This window comes from Actinomadura harenae, from assembly GCF_003696215.1.
In the GTDB taxonomy this organism is placed as follows: Bacteria; Actinomycetota; Actinomycetes; order Streptosporangiales; family Streptosporangiaceae; genus Spirillospora; species Spirillospora harenae.
Genome location: NZ_RFFG01000039.1, coordinates 1 through 16,691, shown reverse-complemented (window position 1 = coordinate 16,691; position 16,691 = coordinate 1). Strand labels below are relative to the sequence as shown.

The 16,691-nt window shown below is 73.5% G+C and carries 16 protein-coding genes; 10 read left to right on the top strand and 6 right to left on the bottom strand.

All coding sequences use genetic code 11. From position 1 onward, the window contains the following. Positions 1–24 precede the first annotated feature (24 nt). The 4 genes from EBO15_RS21740 to EBO15_RS21725 all read left to right on the top strand — a co-directional run bounded on the left by EBO15_RS21740 (position 25) and on the right by EBO15_RS21725 (position 3,795). Positions 25–663: a TetR/AcrR family transcriptional regulator gene (locus EBO15_RS21740; RefSeq protein ID WP_122196268.1), complete on the top strand. Its 639-nt coding sequence runs from the start codon at positions 25–27 to the stop codon at positions 661–663. Next, a complete protein-coding gene (locus tag EBO15_RS21735) occupies positions 660–2,267 on the top strand; it encodes a glycerol-3-phosphate dehydrogenase/oxidase (protein ID WP_122196267.1) in 1,608 nt (535 codons plus the stop codon). Before EBO15_RS21740 ends, EBO15_RS21735 begins: the two co-directional genes overlap by 4 nt. A gap of 133 nt (positions 2,268–2,400) precedes the next feature. Further along, a complete protein-coding gene (locus EBO15_RS21730) occupies positions 2,401–3,309 on the top strand; it encodes a sucrase ferredoxin (protein WP_122196266.1) in 909 nt (302 codons plus the stop codon). Positions 3,310–3,498: 189 nt separating this feature from the next. Then, positions 3,499–3,795: a WhiB family transcriptional regulator gene (locus EBO15_RS21725; protein WP_084337764.1), complete on the top strand. Its 297-nt coding sequence runs from the start codon at positions 3,499–3,501 to the stop codon at positions 3,793–3,795. A 222-nt stretch (positions 3,796–4,017) separates the two neighbouring features. Here EBO15_RS21725 and EBO15_RS21720 read toward each other — a convergent pair whose 3' ends face one another. The 3 genes from EBO15_RS21720 to EBO15_RS21710 all read right to left on the bottom strand — a co-directional run bounded on the left by EBO15_RS21720 (position 4,018) and on the right by EBO15_RS21710 (position 6,911). Continuing rightward, positions 4,018–4,677, bottom strand: coding sequence for a phosphoribosyltransferase (locus EBO15_RS21720; protein WP_122196265.1), 660 nt, complete (start codon positions 4,675–4,677; stop codon positions 4,018–4,020). A 108-nt stretch (positions 4,678–4,785) separates the two neighbouring features. Next, positions 4,786–5,745 (bottom strand): phosphotriesterase family protein, encoded by a 960-nt coding sequence (locus EBO15_RS21715; protein WP_122196264.1) that lies wholly within the window; start codon positions 5,743–5,745, stop codon positions 4,786–4,788. A gap of 119 nt (positions 5,746–5,864) precedes the next feature. After that, on the bottom strand, positions 5,865–6,911 hold the full coding sequence (locus tag EBO15_RS21710) for a YihY/virulence factor BrkB family protein (protein WP_233616349.1): 1,047 nt from the start codon (positions 6,909–6,911) through the stop codon (positions 5,865–5,867). A gap of 678 nt (positions 6,912–7,589) precedes the next feature. Here EBO15_RS21710 and EBO15_RS21705 point away from each other — a divergent pair. The 4 genes from EBO15_RS21705 to EBO15_RS21690 are packed head-to-tail and all read left to right on the top strand — an operon-like array spanning position 7,590 to position 10,994. Then, positions 7,590–9,260 (top strand): nitrite/sulfite reductase, encoded by a 1,671-nt coding sequence (locus tag EBO15_RS21705; protein ID WP_378239351.1) that lies wholly within the window; start codon positions 7,590–7,592, stop codon positions 9,258–9,260. Next, positions 9,257–9,523 carry a hypothetical protein gene (locus tag EBO15_RS46180; protein WP_233616348.1) on the top strand — a complete coding sequence of 89 codons (267 nt, stop codon included), beginning with the start codon at positions 9,257–9,259 and terminating at the stop codon, positions 9,521–9,523. The genes EBO15_RS21705 and EBO15_RS46180 overlap by 4 nt, the downstream gene beginning before the upstream one ends. Continuing rightward, the gene (locus EBO15_RS21695; protein WP_122196262.1) at positions 9,520–10,230 is read left to right on the top strand and encodes a phosphoadenylyl-sulfate reductase; all 711 of its coding nucleotides are present in this window, start codon (positions 9,520–9,522) and stop codon (positions 10,228–10,230) included. Before EBO15_RS46180 ends, EBO15_RS21695 begins: the two co-directional genes overlap by 4 nt. Next, positions 10,230–10,994: a sirohydrochlorin chelatase gene (locus EBO15_RS21690; RefSeq protein ID WP_378239424.1), complete on the top strand. Its 765-nt coding sequence runs from the start codon at positions 10,230–10,232 to the stop codon at positions 10,992–10,994. Before EBO15_RS21695 ends, EBO15_RS21690 begins: the two co-directional genes overlap by 1 nt. A gap of 168 nt (positions 10,995–11,162) precedes the next feature. Here EBO15_RS21690 and EBO15_RS21685 read toward each other — a convergent pair whose 3' ends face one another. From EBO15_RS21685 to EBO15_RS21675, 3 genes are read right to left on the bottom strand one after another with little or no spacing between them, the layout of a single operon-like run. Then, positions 11,163–12,476 (bottom strand): M20/M25/M40 family metallo-hydrolase, encoded by a 1,314-nt coding sequence (locus EBO15_RS21685; protein ID WP_122196260.1) that lies wholly within the window; start codon positions 12,474–12,476, stop codon positions 11,163–11,165. Beyond that, positions 12,473–13,813 carry a cytosine permease gene (locus EBO15_RS21680; RefSeq protein ID WP_122196259.1) on the bottom strand — a complete coding sequence of 447 codons (1,341 nt, stop codon included), beginning with the start codon at positions 13,811–13,813 and terminating at the stop codon, positions 12,473–12,475. The genes EBO15_RS21685 and EBO15_RS21680 overlap by 4 nt, the downstream gene beginning before the upstream one ends. Further along, complete coding sequence (locus EBO15_RS21675) at positions 13,813–14,799, bottom strand: DUF1177 domain-containing protein (RefSeq protein ID WP_122196258.1); 987 nt, start codon at positions 14,797–14,799, stop codon at positions 13,813–13,815. The genes EBO15_RS21680 and EBO15_RS21675 overlap by 1 nt, the downstream gene beginning before the upstream one ends. Before the next feature lie 186 nt (positions 14,800–14,985). Here EBO15_RS21675 and EBO15_RS21670 point away from each other — a divergent pair, with 186 nt between their 5' ends. Beyond that, positions 14,986–15,777: an IclR family transcriptional regulator gene (locus EBO15_RS21670; RefSeq protein ID WP_122196257.1), complete on the top strand. Its 792-nt coding sequence runs from the start codon at positions 14,986–14,988 to the stop codon at positions 15,775–15,777. Between the two features lie 49 nt (positions 15,778–15,826). Further along, a complete protein-coding gene (gene pepE, locus EBO15_RS21665; protein WP_122196256.1) occupies positions 15,827–16,546 on the top strand; it encodes a dipeptidase PepE in 720 nt (239 codons plus the stop codon). The last annotated feature ends 145 nt before the right edge of the window (positions 16,547–16,691 follow it).

The following is a 16,691-nucleotide window of genomic DNA, read 5'->3' as shown; positions in this document are numbered from 1 at the left end:
GCTTACTGCCTTACACTGTGACACATGACGTCGATTCGTCACAACAAGATGGACGAGCAGGCGGTGCTGGACGCCGCGCGCGACTGCGTCCTCGCCGTCGGCGTGCGCCGCACCACGCTCACCGACATCGCCCGCCGCGCCGGGGTGTCCCGCATGACGCTGTACCGCCGCTGGCCGGACGTGCGCACGATCGTCGCCGACCTCATGACCCGCGAGTGGACCGCCGTCGGCGACGCCGTCCGCCCCCGGCGGCCCGCCGACGGCCGCCCGGTCTCCGGGGCCGAGGCGCGCGACGGCGACGGGCCCGTCCGGGAGCTGCTGGTGGACGGCCTGGTCAGCGGGGTCGCGCAGTTCCGGGAGCACCCGCTGATGCGCAAGATCCTCGACGTCGACCCCGAACTGCTGCTGCCGTACCTGCTCGACCGGATGGGCGCGAGCCAGGACGCCTTCATCGAGATCTTCGAGGAGGCGCTGGCCGCCGGGCACGCCGACGGCTCGATCCGCGCGGGCGACACCGCCCGGCAGGCGCGGGCGCTGCTGCTGGTCGTCCAGTCCTTCGCGCTGTCCGGCCGGACGGTCTGCGACCCGTCCGACCCGGCGCTCACCCCCGAGGCGTTCGACACCGAGCTTCGCATCATCCTGGAGAGGACCCTCGCGCCATGACCCCTGTCAGCGCCTCGCTCCCCGTCGGCGCCTCGTTCCACGCCGGTGCCCCGGCCCCCGTCCGGTCGTCCCTCAACGCCGCGCGCCGCGCCCGCGAGCTGGACGCGCTGCCCGGCGAGGTCGTCGACGTGCTGGTCGTCGGCCTCGGCGCGACCGGCGCCGGCGTCGCCCTGGACGCCGCGTCGCGCGGGCTCACCGTCGCCGCGATCGACGCCCACGACCTGGCGTTCGGGACGTCCCGGTGGAGCTCCAAGCTCATCCACGGAGGGCTGCGCTACCTGGCGTCCGGGCAGGTGGACGTCGCGCACGAGAGCGCCGTCGAGCGCGGCGTCCTGATGGCGCGCACCGCGCCGCACCTCGTGCGCGTGACGCCGTTCGTGATGCCGCTGACCCCGCTCGTCTCCCGCAAGCAGGCCGCGATCGTGCGCACGGGCTTCCACGCCGGTGACGCCCTCCGCCTCGGCGCCCGCACCCCGCGCGCGCTCCTGCCGGGCCCGCGCCGCCTGTCGCCGGTGGAGACGCTGCGCCTCGCGCCCGCGCTGCGCCCGCTCGGGCTGCGCGGCGGCCTCCTGTCCTGGGACGGCCAGCTCGCCGACGACGCGCGCCTGGTCACCGCCATCGCCCGCACCGCCGCCGCGCACGGCGCCCGGATCCTCACCCGCGTCCGCGCGCTGCGCCTGGACGGCTCGGGCGCGCAGGTCCGGGACGAGCTGACCGGGCGCGAGCTCACCGTCCGCGCCCGCACCGTGGTCAACGCGACCGGCGTGTGGGCGGGCGGTCTCGTGGACGGCGTCCGGCTGCGCCCCTCGCGCGGGACGCACCTGGTCGTCCGCGCCGAGTCCCTCGGCGGCCTCGGCGCCGGGCTGCACATCCCGATCCCGGGCGCCTCGAACCGGTTCGTCCTGGTGATCCCGCAGGGCGACGGCCGTGTCTACGTGGGCCTGACCGACGAGCCCGCCGACGGCCCGATCCCGGACGTCCCGGAGCCGACGCCCGCCGAGATCGGCTTCCTCCTGGACATCCTGGACTCCGCGCTCGACCTGCCCGTCCGCCGGAGCGACGTCCTCGGGGCGTTCGCCGGGCTGCGCCCGCTGCTGGACGACGCGCACGGCGCGACCGCCGACATCTCCCGGCGGCACGCCGTCCTGACCTCGCCGGACGGCGTCGTCACGATCGTCGGCGGCAAGCTCACCACCTACCGCCGCATGGCCGAGGACGCCGTCGACGCCGTCCTCGCCACGGGACGCGTGACCGCCGGGCCGTCCCGGACGTCCCGGATCCCGCTGGCGGGCGCCGCGGCGCCGGACGTCCTCACCCGCCTCGACGGCCCGCGCCGCCTGGTCCAGCGCTACGGCGCCGAGGCCCCGCTGCTCGCCGCCCTGGCCCGTGAGGACGCCTCGCTCCTGGAACCGGTCGTCCCCGGCCTGCCCGTCCTGCGCGCGGAGCTCGCCTGGGCCGTCCGCCACGAGGGCGCGCTCGACGTGTCGGACCTCCTCGACCGGCGCACCCGCATCGGGCTGGTCCCGGCCGACCGGGCCGCCGCCCTCGCCGCTGCCCAGGCCGTCCTGCCGCCCGGGGCGACGGGCACCGCCCCCGCCGCCTGACAGGACGGGCTGACGAACCGGCGGGGCCACGGTGACGTGAGTGCGGGGTATGACGTGGGTCACCTGCCGTGGCGCGGCGACTGAGTGTGAGGTTAACCTAACCTAATCAGCACTCAGGGTGACGGGAGGCCGCGTGACGCGCCAGGGTGGTTGCGAGCACTGTCCGGGGAGTCACACCGGGGAGCGGTCGTGTCTGGCGAGCGCGACGACCAAGGCGCGGGCCTGGCTCCTGATCGAGCATCCCGGTCCCTGGCCTGAGCGTGTCGAGCAGGTCACGGGGCCCCCGGCGCTCGCCGAGGCCGTCCGGAGCGCGCCGGCGGCCGGGGTCCGGCCGCAGCTCATCCGGCGGGCCGGGCGGGGCCGCAGGCCCACTCCCCCGTTGCGGGTCTACGTCGGCTGGTCCCACGGCACGGACGTGTGGCTGGAGACGCGCGAGCTGGACGACCACGCCGGGCTCGCCTCCCTCGACCTCGCGTCCGTCGCCGCCGGGACAGCGCCCGGCTGGGGCGACCCGGTGGACGAGCCCGTGCTCCTCGTCTGCACGCACGGCCGCCGGAACGCCTGCTGCGCCCGGACGGGCGCGCCGCTCGCCCGGCGCCTCGCGTCCCGGTTCGGCGACCTGGTCTGGGAGACCACCCACGTCGGCGGCGACCGCTTCGCGGCGAACCTCGTGTGCCTGCCGCACGGCCTCTACTACGGCGCCCTCGGCCCGGACGACGCGGAGGCCGCCGTCTCCGCCTACCTGGACGGCCGGGTGGCCCTCGACCGCTTCCGCGGACGCGCCGGACTGCCCGAGGCGGCCCAGGCCGCCGAGCACGCCGTCCGGGTCCGGACGGGCGTTCTCGACGTGTCCGGAGTGATCGTCGAAACACTCTCCGGATCTTCTCCGTATGAGGCCGTGGTGTCCGCCGGAGGGCGCCGTTACCGAGTGGTCGTGGAACGCGCCGAAGAGTCCGGAGGATGCGGTCCGGAGTGCCAAGAGAAGCTCCAGACCCACCTTGTTACCGACCTCACCCTTCTCAACGAGGCGGCCCTCGTGTAATCTCACCGAGGCCCCATTATTTCGAGGGTCTCCCGTCGTCTCGTCCCCACGGACCCGGTCAACCGGGCGGGGAACAAGAGCGGCAACTCCAGACGTTGGACCATTCGGCGCTTCGGACGCTCGCGACTGAAGCACGTCGAGCGTCCATGTCCGAAATTGCTCAGTAAAATCAACCAAGGTGGGTGTTCCATGGCTCAGGTACGTCGGCAGGCAAACCTCCCTCGTCCCTCGTGGGGCTGGCAGGACGCCGCGGCGTGCCGGGGGGAAGACCTCGTGCTCTTCTTCGGCCCCGACGGCGAGCGTCAGCCCGAACGCGAGATCCGTGAGCGTAAGGCCAAGCAGATCTGCATGGGCTGCCCGGTCCGCGGCGAGTGTCTCGACTACGCCGTCTCCCGGCCGGAGAAGTACGGCACCTGGGGCGGTCTCAACGAGGACGAGCGCGCTTCCGAGCGCCGCCGTCGCATGCGCCGCGCCAACGCCGCCTAGCAAGCCGCAACCCTTGCCCCTTCCTCACGAAGGTCGCTGACGGCAAGCCCCCGGCACGCCACCTGAAAAACGTTACGGCCCCGCTCCGGCGGGGCCGTTGGCGTGTTCGGGGATATTTATTCCCGATACCGCACCGGAACGGCGTCGGGCAGGGAATTCAGAAAACGCACAGGACCATTTTCGGACTAGTACCGCCGGGCCATGTCCATGATCCACTCGGCGCTACCAGCGGGTGGTTCCGGCGCGTTCCAGCAACAGGACGACATCGGTGTCCCCCACCTGTTCGAAATCCACATACCACTCGCCCACTGCGCGGAAGATCCGGGGTGCGGCGAGGACCACGACGGCGTCCGCGTCGTCGCCCATGTCCCGCACCGTGGAGGCCGCGCCGACCGGGACCGCCAGCACCAGCCGCTCGGGTCTGCGGGGCCGGAGGGCCGCCAGCGCCGCCCGCGCCGTCCCGCCCGTGGCGAGCCCGTCGTCGACCACGACGACCGTCCGGCCCGCCGGGTCCGGCAGCGGACGGTCCCCCCGGTAGGCGCGGACACGGCGCTCCAGCTCGGCGCGCTCGGCGGCGACGGTGGCGGCGAGGTCCCCCTCGTCCAGGCTCAGGCGGTCCAGCAGGCCCGCGTCCAGGGCCGGTTCCCCGCCCTCGGCGATCGCGCCCACACCGAGCTCCGGCTGCGGCGGGTACCCGATCTTGCGCGTCACCAGGACGTCCAGGGTCCCGCCGAGCCGCCGCGCGACCTCGTACCCGACCGGGACCCCGCCGCGCGGCAGCGCGAGCACCAGCGGGTCCCGCAGCTCCAGCGGCTCGAGCCGTTCGGCGAGCATCCGCCCGGCCTGACGCCGGTCCGCGAACGGCAACCTCACGGGTGACATGACGGCCTCCCCCAGGAAGCTCACGGCGTGACTCAAGCTTAGTTCGGGAGCCCCCGGCGGGACGCGGCGCACCCTCCCACCAGCCGGAACACCCCTGGGGAAGGGGTGTCAGTGCGACGCGGTGAGCCAGGCGAGGGGGTTGGCGTGCAGGATCAGGTCCAGGGTCGCGTCGTCGGCCCCGGCGGCCCTCAGAGCCGGGACGACCTCGCTGAACAGGTGCCCGTACCCGGGGCCGTCGTAGCGGGTGACCTGGGTCATCCGGACGACGCCCGAGCCGAGCATGACGCGGTCGGCGTGCCCGGCGTCCAGCAGGTCCAGGACGGGCCGGATCCGCGTCTCCAGGGACGCGGCGGGCGCGTCCGGGTCGGCGGGCAGCAGGCTGAAGGAGACGTACGCGCCGCTCTCGGCGATCTTGCGGTGCGCGGCGGGGTCGTCGCCGAGGTCCTGCCGGGTGACGGCGACGCGCGACGGGGCCAGCCCCGCGGACGTCAGGACCTCCAGCAGCGCCAGGCCGGGACGGCCGTGCGCGGCGACCGACAGGCCGGAGTACTCGGCGGCGCGGGCGGCGGCCCGCAGGCACCGCTCCTCGGTCTCCGTGGCGACCTCGCCCCAGGTGCCGACCTCGCCGATCACGCCGGGTAGCGCGCTGGTGCCGTCCAGGCCGAAGCCGATCTCGGCGAGCAGCCGCTCGGCCAGCCGCCCCTCGTCGCACTCGTCCACGAAGGACGGGTGGAACGGGCCCGCGAACACCCCGGTGGCGGCGATCACCGCGACCCGGGACCCGGCCGCGATCCGCGACAGCGCGGCGGCGTTCCGGCCGATGCCCGAGCAGGTGAGGTCGACGACGAGGCCGACGCCGTGGTCGGCGCGCATCCCGGCCAGCTCGGCGGTGACGGTCTTCTCCTCGTCCAGCCAGCGCCGGGGGTCGGAGTCCAGCTGGGCGGGGCGCGTGGGCCACCGCAGGTCCAGCTGGAGGTGCTCGTGCGCGAGCACCGGTCCGGTGACGGAGGAGACGTCGATGGGTCCGGTGACGGTGCGCAACCGCCCGGCCTGCTCACTGGGGGCCATACCTGGCGAGGTTACGACATACTTGACGGTTTCCCTGCCCACTGCTGGGCTTTCTTTACCCTCCGGTCCGAAAGAGCGCCCGCCCCGCCATGCCCGCCCCGCCGCACCCGTCCTGGGGGCTACGGGGTCTCGGACGCGTCGGCGGCGCGGTTGCGGGCCTGGAGGGTCCCGGCGCTCGGCCAGCGGCGGTCGATCTCGCTGTTGAGGGCCGCGCCCAGCAGGACGGCGAGGGCGGCGACGTACAGCCAGCCGAGCACCGCGATGGACGCCGCCAGCGACCCGTACACCGAGATGCCGCGCAGCGACCCGGCCAGGTAGAAGCGGAGCAGGAAGCTGCCGGCGATCCAGATCATCAGCGCGGTGACCGCGCCCGGCAGCTCGCGCCACCACGCCGTCCGGACGGGGATGCTGTGGTGGTACAGCAGGGCCAGGAAGACCACCGACACGGAGGTCACGACCGGCCAGTAGAAGATCTCCACGAAGCCGGAGCTGCGCGGGACGGCCTGCCGGGCGAGCGCGGGCCCGGCGACCAGCAGCGGGATCACCACCGACAGCAGCACCACGCCGAGCAGGTACAGGAAGAACGCGCGCAGCCGGGTCCGGATCACGCCGCGCACCCCGGACAGCCCGTAGGTGATGGTGATGGTGTCCACGTAGACGTTGGTGGCGCGGGACCCGGCCCACAGCGAGATCAGGAAGCTGACCGACACCACGTCCGGGCGGCCGCCGCGGATCACGTCGTCGATGAGCGGGACGACCAGGCCCTTCACCGCGGGCCCGGTGAGGACGTTCTCGGCGCGGTGGATCGTCCAGGTGCGGATCTCACCGATGGTCTCGGCCCCGAGCAGGCCCTTCATGTGGCCCATCATGCCGACCAGCCCGATCACCAGCGGCGGCAGCGACAGCAGCGCGAAGAACGCCGCCTCGGCCGCCAGGCCGGTCACCCGGTACCGGAACGCGGTCACGACCGTGCCGCGGACGAGCTCCCAGGCCGTGCGCAGGGCCGTCCGCAGGGCCGATCCCGGCCACTCCGCCCCCGCCCGCCGCACCCTCCGCGCCCGCCGCGCCGGCGGCGGCGTGGAGGTCGTGGACGACGGGACGCCCGCCGTCTCGCTTCCCGTGCGCTGGCGCGGAACGGACGCCGGCACCGACTCGAATTCGGACACTGTCTGGCCCGTTCCCTCCGACGATCCGCCCATGCCGCCCGGATGTTCACCCGAACGTTCGTCCGATTCCACCGGACGCCCGACGGCACCGTCCAGCGTCTCGCTACTCACGTCCGTGCTGGTGGTACTCATGTCCGGGCCGGTGGTGCTCACGTCCGGGGCGGTGCCGCCCCTGCCCGGGCGCCCGCCGCTCACCGTCCTCCACCGTAGAGCGTCACCCGCCCGGAACATCCCCGCCCCACCCATTTCTGTGATCCGCCGGGCGCGTCGCGCCCACGATTCGACGGTGCCGGACGCCATCCGGCCCTTGATCGACATATATCCGGAATGAACGATGTCACCCGTCCGCATGCCGGACGGAACTGGACAGGCCGCTCCGGCGCGTGTCACAGTTCAGGCATGTCTGCTGTGGACCCGCTGCTGGTGATGCGCCGGCACGTGGACTTTCACCGGGTCAGCAGCGCCATCTGTCGGTGACGCCCAGACCACGCCCCTGTCGTCGTCGATCCGTGCCTTCTCCGCACTAGACGATCCGCCGAACGCGGGCGCGTGGCGCATCGGCGTCACCCCGAACCGACCTCGCGCGCAGCGCGGGACCGCCCCGCGCTCAGCGCCGAGCCGGCCGTTCACCATGACCGCCGGTGCGTCCGCGTCCCCTTGCCTCACCAAGGACGCGCCGTGCCATCTGCCGTGCCATCAGCGACCACCACCAGACGCCAGCGGGGTGAGGGCCAGTGGGCCCTCGGCTACCACGAGCCCCTCAACAAGAACGAGGAGAACAAGAAGAACGACGACGGGCTGAACGTCCGTGACCGCATCATCGAGATCTACTCCAAGGCCGGATTCGACTCCATCGACCCGGCCGACCTGCGCGGACGCTTCCGCTGGTACGGGCTGTACACCCAGCGGAAGCCGGGCATCGACGGCGGCAGGACCGGGGCGCTGCCCGACGAGGAGCTCGACGACCGCTACTTCATGATGCGCGTCCGCATCGACGGCGGACGGCTCGACGGGCCGCAGCTGCGCACGGTCGCCGACATCGCGACCCGGTACGCGCGCGGCACCGCCGACATCACCGACCGGCAGAACATCCAGTACCACTGGATCCGGATCGAGGACGTCCCCGCGATCTGGGAGGCCCTCGAGGCGGTCGGCCTGCACACCACCGAGGCCTGCGGCGACACCCCGCGCGTGATCATCGGCTGCCCGCTGGCCGGGATCGCGGCGGACGAGGTGCTCGACGCGACCCCGCAGCTCCGCGAGGTGCACGACCGGTACATCGGCTCGCAGGAGTTCTCCAACCTGCCGCGCAAGTTCAAGTCGGCGTTCTCGGGCTGCACGGCGCACTGCACCGTCCACGAGATCAACGACGTGGCGTTCGTCGGCGTCGTGAACGCGGACGGCGAGGCCGGCTACCAGGTGTTCGTCGGGGGCGGCCTGTCCACGAACCCGATGTTCGCGCGGAGCCTCGGCGTGTTCGTCCGGCCGGAGCAGGCGCACGAGGTCTGGAAGGGCGTCATCTCGATCTTCCGGGACTACGGCTACCGGCGGCTCCGGCACCGCGCGCGGCTGAAGTTCCTCATGGCCGACTGGGGCGCGGAGCGGTTCCGCGAGGTGCTCCAGGACGAGTACCTCGGGTACGCGCTCCCGGACGGCCCCGAGCCCGCCGCCCCGCTCCCCCGCCGCGACCACGTCGGGATCCACCCGCAGCGGGACGGCGACTACTACGTCGGGTTCGCGCCGCGTGTGGGCCGTGTCAACGGCGAGCTGCTCGGCGTGATCGCCGACCTCGCCGAGCGGTACGGGTCCGGGCGGGTCCGGACGACGGCCGAGCAGAAGATGGTCATCCTGGACGTCCCGGAGGAGAACACCGAGGCGCTCGCGGACGCCCTCGCCGAGCACGACCTCCAGGTCCGGCCGTCCACGTTCCGGCGGCAGACGATGGCCTGCACCGGCATCGAGTACTGCAAGCTCGCGATCGTCGAGACCAAGCAGCGCGCCATGGACCTCGTCGACGAGCTGGAGAAGCGGCTCCCGGACTTCGAGCAGCCGCTCACGATCAACGTCAACGGGTGCCCGAACGCGTGCGCGCGGATCCAGGTCGCCGACATCGGCCTCAAGGGCCAGCTGGTCGTGGACGAGAACGGCGACCAGGTGGAGGGCTTCCAGATCCACCTCGGCGGCGCGCTCGGCCGGTCGTTCGGCAAGAAGGTGCGCGGGCTGAAGACGACGTCGGCGGGCCTGACCGACTACGTCGAGCGGGTCGTCCGGAACTACGACGCGCAGCGGGCCGCGGGCGAGACCTTCGCCGAGTGGGTCGGGCGCGCCGACGAGGCGGACCTGAAGTGAGCGGGCGGGCCGCCCCCTTCCACTGCCCGTACTGCGGCGAGGAGCGGCTCGTGCCGCGCGCCGGGGAGGGGGCGTGGTACTGCCAGGACTGCGTCCGGTCCTTCAAGCTGACGTTCCTCGGGGTCGGAGTGCCTCAGGAGGCCGGAGAGGTCCGGCGGGAGCACGCGGCCGGAGAGGTCCGGCGGGAGCACGCGGCTGGAGAGGTCCGGCGGGAGCACGCGGCCGGAGTCGTCCGGCCGCAGAGCGAGGAGTCGTCGTCGTGACGCTGCTGGAGACCGACAGGCCGGCCCTGGACCTGGAGGACATCGTCGAGTCGGCGGCCGCCGCGCTCGCCGGCGCGCCCGCGCGGGAGGTCATCCGCTGGGCCGCCGCGACGTTCGGCGACCGGATCTGCCTGACCTCGTCGATGTCGGACGCCGCCCTGATCCACCTGGTGTCCCGGGTGAAGCCCGGGATCGACGTGCTGTTCGTGGACACCGGCTACCACTTCGCCGAGACCGTCGGCACCCGGGACGCGGTGGAGGCCGTGTACCCGGTGAACGTGATCGACGTCCGGCCGTCCCGGACGGTGGAGGAGCAGGAGGCGGCGCTCGGGCCGCGCCTGTACGGCCGCAACCCGGATCTCTGCTGCCACCTGCGCAAGGTCGAGCCGCTCGGCCGCGCGCTGGAGGGCTACATGGCCTGGTTCAGCGGCATCCGCCGGGACGAGACGGCCGCGCGCCGCGACCGCCGCGTCGTGGAGTGGGACCGGCGGCGCGGCATGGTCAAGGTCAACCCGATCCTCGACTGGACGCAGGAGGAGATGGACAACTACGTCGAGGACAACGGGATCCTGGTGAACCCGCTGCACCACGACGGGTACCCGTCGATCGGCTGCGAGCCCTGCACCCGGCCGGTCGCGCCGGGCGAGGACCCGCGCAGCGGACGCTGGGCCGGAACGGGCAAGACCGAATGCGGAATCCACCTGTGATCCCCCTGCGGGCGGGCGGTCGACGGGGCGGGGTTCCGCTGGTCGCGGTGGCGCACGGGTCGCGGGACCCGCGCGCCGCCGCGACCGTCGCGCGGCTCGTGGACGCCGTGCGCGCGCTGCGCCCGGACGTCCCCGTGCACACGTCCTTCCTGGACCACTGCCCGCCGGCGCCCGTCCCGGTGCTGGACGGGATCGCCGCCGCGGGCGGGACGTCGGCGGTGGTGCTGCCGCTGCTGCTGACGGCCGCCTACCACTCCAAGTGCGACATCCCGGCGGTGCTGCGGGGCGCCGACGCGCGGCTCGTCCTGCGGACGGCCGGGACGCTCGGCCCGCATCCGCTGCTGACCGCCGCACTGGAGCGGCGGCTGGCGGAGGCGGGCGTGGAGGCCGGTGATCCGGACACGGCCGTCGTGCTGGCGGCGGCGGGGTCGAGCGACGCGGCCGCGAACGCGACGATCGCGGGGCTCGCGCGGGTATGGCGGACGCGGGGCTGGCGCGGCGTCGTGCCCGCCTACGCGTCGGCGACGCGTCCGTCACCGGGTGAGGCGGTCGCGGCGCTGCGGGACGCGGGCGTGCCGCGCGTCGTCGTGGCGTCCTACTTCCTCGCGCCCGGGTTCTTCTCCGACAAGGTGCGGGACGAGGCCCTCGCGGCGGGTGCCGCGGCGGTCTCCCCCGCCCTCGGCGACGCCCCCGAGGTCGCCGAGCTGGTCGTCCGCCGGTACGAGGAGGCCGTCGTCGGGGCCGAGGCCGCCGCCGCGAGCTGAGCGGGGCGGGCGGGGCGTCCCGCCGTGGCGCCCTCGTGTGTCCTCGTGTGTCCTCGTGCGGTGGGGCCGCGGCCGTCCGGGCGAGGACGGCGGCGGCACCGCCGGAGGGGTGCGCGGACGGCCCCGGCTGATGGTGGACTTTCGCCGGGGCCGCCCGCGCGGCCTGTTTCAGCAGGTGGCGAGCAGGCGGCGGTGGACGCGGACGCCGAAGGCGAGACCGTCCACCGGCACGCGCTCGTCCACGCCGTGGAAGAGGCGGGCGTAGTCGAGGTCGTGCGGCATGCGCAGGCCCTTGAACCCGAAGCAGCGGATGCCGAGGCGCGAGAACGCCTTGGCGTCGGTGCCGCCGGGGTTGCAGTAGGACGCGGGATGGCCGTCCGGGTCCTCGGCGCGCAGGGCGTCCTCCATCGCGGTGACGAGCCGCCCGTCGTACGGGGTCTCCATGGCGATGTCGCGGTGCACGAACTCGCGGGAGACCGCCGGGTCGAGGAGCGTGTCGAGCTCGGCGAGGAAGGCGTCCTCCCGGCCGGGCAGGAAGCGCCCGTCGATCCCGGCGGACGCGCGGCCCGGGATGACGTTGATCTGGTAGCCGGCCTCCATCATCGTCGGGTTCGCCGAGTTCCGGAGGACGACCTCGACCAGGTCGCGGACGTCCGGGCCGAGCCGGTCGAGGCTCCCCTCCACGTCGGACGCGTCGAACGCGACGCCGCGCAGGTCCGCGACCGTCTCCAGCAGGCCGCGCACCGAGTCGACCAGGTGGATCGGGAAGCGGTGGTGGCCGATGCGGGAGAGCGTGTCGGCGAGGGCGGTGACGGCGTTCTCGTCGTTCGGCGAGGAGCCGTGCCCGGCGCGTCCGCGCGCGGTGAGGCGCAGCCACGCCTGGCCGCGCTGGGCGTTCTCGATCGGGTAGAGGCGGCGGGTGCCGTCCAGCGGGTAGGAGAACCCGCCGCCCTCGCCGATCGCCTCGGTCACGCCGTCGAACAGGTCGCGGTGCTCCTCGGTGATCCACTTGCTGCCGTGGGTGCCGCCCGCCTCCTCGTCGGCGAGGAACGCGAACACCAGGTCGCGGGCGGGGCGGCGGCCCGTCCGGCCGTACTCGCGCGCCATCGCGAGGTGGACGGCGACGGTGTCCTTCATGTCGATCGCGCCGCGTCCCCACAGGTAGCCGTCGATGATCTCGCCGGAGAACGGGTCGACGGCCCACTCGGACGCGTCGGCGGGGACGACGTCCAGGTGGCTGTGCAGGAGCAGGGCGCCGCGCGACGGGTCGGCGCCGGGGACGCGGGCGACGACGCTGGCGCGGCCGGGGGCCGACTCCAGCAGGGTCGGCTCGATCCCGGCGTCCGACAGCCGCGCGGCGACGTACTCGGCGGCCTTCCGCTCGTCGCTGGTCGGGTTGGAGGTGTCGATGCGGATGAGGTCGCGGCAGAGGCCGACGACCTCGTCCTCCGCGCTGGTCTGGGTCACGTCGCTCCTCCTCATGGCGTGACGGTCCGGGCGGGGGCGGGGGCGGGGGCGGGTGTGACGCCCTCCATGGCGGTGTGGCCGGTGGGCCTGATCAGCCCGGCGTAGGCGAGCACGACGTAGAGGATCAGCGCGGTGCCGAGCGAGTTCAGCGCGGGGATGCCCCAGTGCACGAACCTGCCGACGCAGAACGCGGCGACCCAGACGGCGAGCGAGCCGGGGATCCAGGTGGCGACGCGGGCGGGCATGGTCCCGGCGGCGCGGGTGGCGTCCAGTTCGGGGCGCTGCCGCCGCGCGATCCAGTACTCGGCGACGATGATGCCGCCGACCGGCGGGATCGCGACGCCGAGGACGGTCAGGAAGTCCTTGAAGTGGTCGAGGAACCCGAGCGCGGACAGGATCGTCCCGGCCGCGCCGATCACGATCGTCACGGCGCCGCGGTGCAGGCGGCGGCCGAACACCGTGGAGGAGAAGTTCACGACGCCGAGCGAGGACCCGTACAGGTTCCAGTCGTTGATCTTCAGGGTGGCGAGGACGACGATGACCAGCCCCGCGAGGCCCGACGTGGACAGCACGATGTTGGTGACGTCGCTGGACCCGGCGGCGTGGCCGAGCAGCACGCCGGTCATGCCGACGACGTACTCACTGAGGATCATCGAGCTGGACGACTGGAGCAGCACGTGCCAGGGCTTCCGGTTGTACCGGGTCATGTCGGGCGCGACGATCGCGCCGGTCATGTACCCGCCCGCGATGATCGTCGCGGCGGCCGGGATCGAGATGTGCGCGCCCGTCGGGGCGGCGTTGACCAGCTCCGACAGCGAGTGCTGGTGCAGTTCGCTGATCACCGACCAGGCGACCAGGCCGAAGAACAGCGGCACGGCGATCCGGGCCAGCCACATCATGATCTTGAATCCGTACATCACCAGCAGGGTGAGCACGACGCCCGCGACGACGCACCACAGCCAGGCCGGGCCGCCGACCAGGCGGGTCATGGAGCGTCCGAAGATGCCGTTCTGCACCCCGAACCAGCCGACCAGGCTGACCGAGATCACGAGGCTGACCAGCGCGGACCCGTTCCGCCCGAATCCGGCGAAGCGGGTCAGCATGGTGGTGGACATGCCCTCGCGCTGACCGGCGGCGCCGATCAGGAAGATGACGATCTCCAGGATCACCGCGCCGAGGGTGAACGCCCAGAAGGCGTCCCGGAAGGTCATGCCGAGGCCGAGCGTCGCGCCGAGCACGAACTGCGACAGCGACCCGGACTGGGCCAGCCACTGCACGAGCATCGAGCCGAACCCGTAGCGCTCGTTCCGCGGGACGCGGCCCAGCGCGTGGTCGTCGTTACCGATCTTCATCACTGCCCCCCGGGGGACGTCGGGGCACCGTCGGTGCCGGCGTGCGGCCGGACGCCGAGGGTCTGGAGGTGGGACATCGAGCCGTAGCGGGCGACGAGCTCCGCGTAGTCGGCCGGGTCGTGGAAGGCCAGCGCGCCCGCGCCGAAGCCCTTGGCCACCTCGACGGCGAACCGGGCGGCGGCGGCGATGTCGGTCTCGTGGCTCGCGCCCGTCGCGCAGCCGGGGACGGCCGCGGCGGACGTGATCGCGAGGCCGACGACCGGGGCGTCCGTGGCGGTGGCGGGCTGGAGGATCGAGTTGAGGTGGTGGACGCCGTTGCCGTAGGGCGTGATGTCCTGCGTGGTGATCGGGAAGGTCACGGCGGGCTCGCCGGTGACGATCGCGAGCAGGTCGGCCAGCGCCGGGCCGACCCGCAGGATGTAGCCGGACCGGACGGTCGGCGACAGCGCCAGGCCGCGGTGGTTGATCACCGTGTTGCCCTTGGTGGTGTCGATCGACAGGACGGCGTCCATCTCGGCCGTGACCTCGTGGTCGTTCATGGTGGCGATGTCCACCGGGGAGTCCATGAACGGGACGGGGTCGTGCGGCTGGGTCGGGGCGTCGGGGCAGACGTGCGTGGCGATCACGACGTCGCCGGGCAGCGCGTCGCCGCGGGCGCGCATGGTCAGCAGCTTCACGGCGGCGGCGAGCGCGGCGGCGGCGCCGTCGCCGTCCGACACGAAGCCGGTGATGCCGGGCCGGGCGCCGACGCCGCCGAGGCGTCCGACGACACCGAGCGTGGGGGCGTCGCCGCCCGCGCTCTTCCCGCGGGTTCCGGGGACGCGGACGATCACGAAGTCGGTGTGGCCCTTGTCTCCGGCGACGCGGGTCACCTCGGCGCGCGCCCCCTCCGGACCCGCGGCCTCGTCGAGCAGGGCGGCGAGCGCCTTGCCGTCGGCGTTGGGGTCGTCCAGGCGGTCGATCACGTCCAGGACGTGCTTGAGCATCGCGGGGTGTCCTCTCGTGTGTGTCGGGACACCGGGGGTGTCCTGGGCCGGGATGGACGCGTCGTCGGGTCGTTCACGGCCGGGCGGTGGGGTGTTTCAGGGGGATTCGAGGGGGGTTCGCCCAGGTTGACCTGGTGTTATCTTATTCAGCAACCTTTTCCCGATAATCACAACTTGGAGGGCCGGATGGCCGGATCGGGGTTCGCCGCCGACCGCACCACCCCCCGCGGCCTGCTCCAGACCGCCGACCGGGCGCTGCTGGTGCTGCTCGGCTTCGACCGGTCCCGCTCCGACTGGGGTGTGACGGAGGTCGCGGAACAGTTCGGCTGGGACAAGTCGGTGGCGCAGCGGATCCTCGCGACGCTCGCGCACCGCGGCTTCCTGCTCGCCGACCCCGACACCCGCCGGTACCGGATCGGGCCCGCGGCCCTGCACCTCGGCCGGATCTGGGAGCGCTCGAACTCCCTCGCCGTGCTCGTCCGGCCGGTCCTCGCCGAGCTCAGCGGGCAGAGCGGCGTCACCGCGCTCCTGTCGGTGCCGGACGCGTTCCACATGCGCTGCGTCGAGGCGGTGGACGGCCCGGCCGGGCCGCTGCGCTACTACCCCCTGGTCGGCGAGCTGTACCCGGCGCACGCGGGCGCGACCAGCCAGGCGTACTACGCGTTCGTCCCCGAGGCGGAGCGGCTGCGGCTGTTCCGGAGCCGTCCGATGGCCCGCTTCACCGACCGGACGATCACCGACCTGGACGCGCTCGAGGAGCGCTTCCGGGCCGTCCGGCGGCAGGGGTACGCCTACACGGTCGGCGAGTACGACGCCCACGTCGCGACCGTCGCCGTCCCCGTCCACCTGAACGGCGAGCCGTACGGGAGCCTCAGCCTCGGCGGCCACGAGGACCGGTTCCCCGGCCCGCTCGACCGCCTGCCGCGCCTCCAGCACGCGGCCGAGATGGTCGAGCGCGTCCTCACCGGCCGCCGCTGACCCGGCGGCCCCTCCGATTCACAGGGTTCGCATTCACAGAGAGGGACACATGGAACTGCTGCTGCTGTCGAACTCCACCCAGCACGGGCACGGATACCTGGAGCACGCGCTCGGCGTCGTGACGGGCTTCGTGCCGTCCGGCGGGACGCTCGTGTTCGTCCCGTACGCGCTGGACGACCACGACGCGTACACCGCGACCGTCCGGGCGGCGCTCGAACCGTCCGGGATCACGGTGCGCGGCGTCCACGAGGCGGGCGACCCGGTCGGCGCGCTGACCGGGGCGGACGCGGTGTTCGTCGGCGGCGGCAACTCGTTCCGGCTGCTCCGCGCGCTGTACGCGACGGGCCTGCGGGACGCGCTGGGCGGGGCCGTCCGCGGCGGCCTGCGCTACATGGGCGCGAGCGCCGGGACGAACATGGCGTGCCCGACGCTCCGGACGACCAACGACATGCCGATCGTGGAGCCGCCGTCCTTCGCCGCGCTCGGTCTCCTGCCGTTCCAGATCAACCCGCACTACCTGGACCCGGCGCCCGGCGGGACGCACATGGGCGAGACGCGGGAGCAGCGCCTCACCGAGTTCCTGGAGTGCAACGACGTCCCGGTGCTCGGGCTGCGCGAGGGCACCTGGCTGCGCGTCTCCGGATCCCGCGCGGAGCTCGGCGGCGCGCTGCCCGCGCGCCTGCTCCGGCGCGGCCAGGAGCCCGCCGAGCTGCCCGCCGGATCGGACGTCTCCGTCCTGCTGTCGGCGTCCCCCGCCTTCGACTCCTGAGCGGCTTCGCGGTCGGGCGGGTCAGACATCCCTGGAGGTTGGATGTCAAGCGGCGAGGTCGTGGTGGTGGTGTGACCAGGCGGTTGCCTGGTCGTAGGTGGTGTGGGTTTTGAGGCATCCGTGGAGGATGCCGACCAGGCGGTTG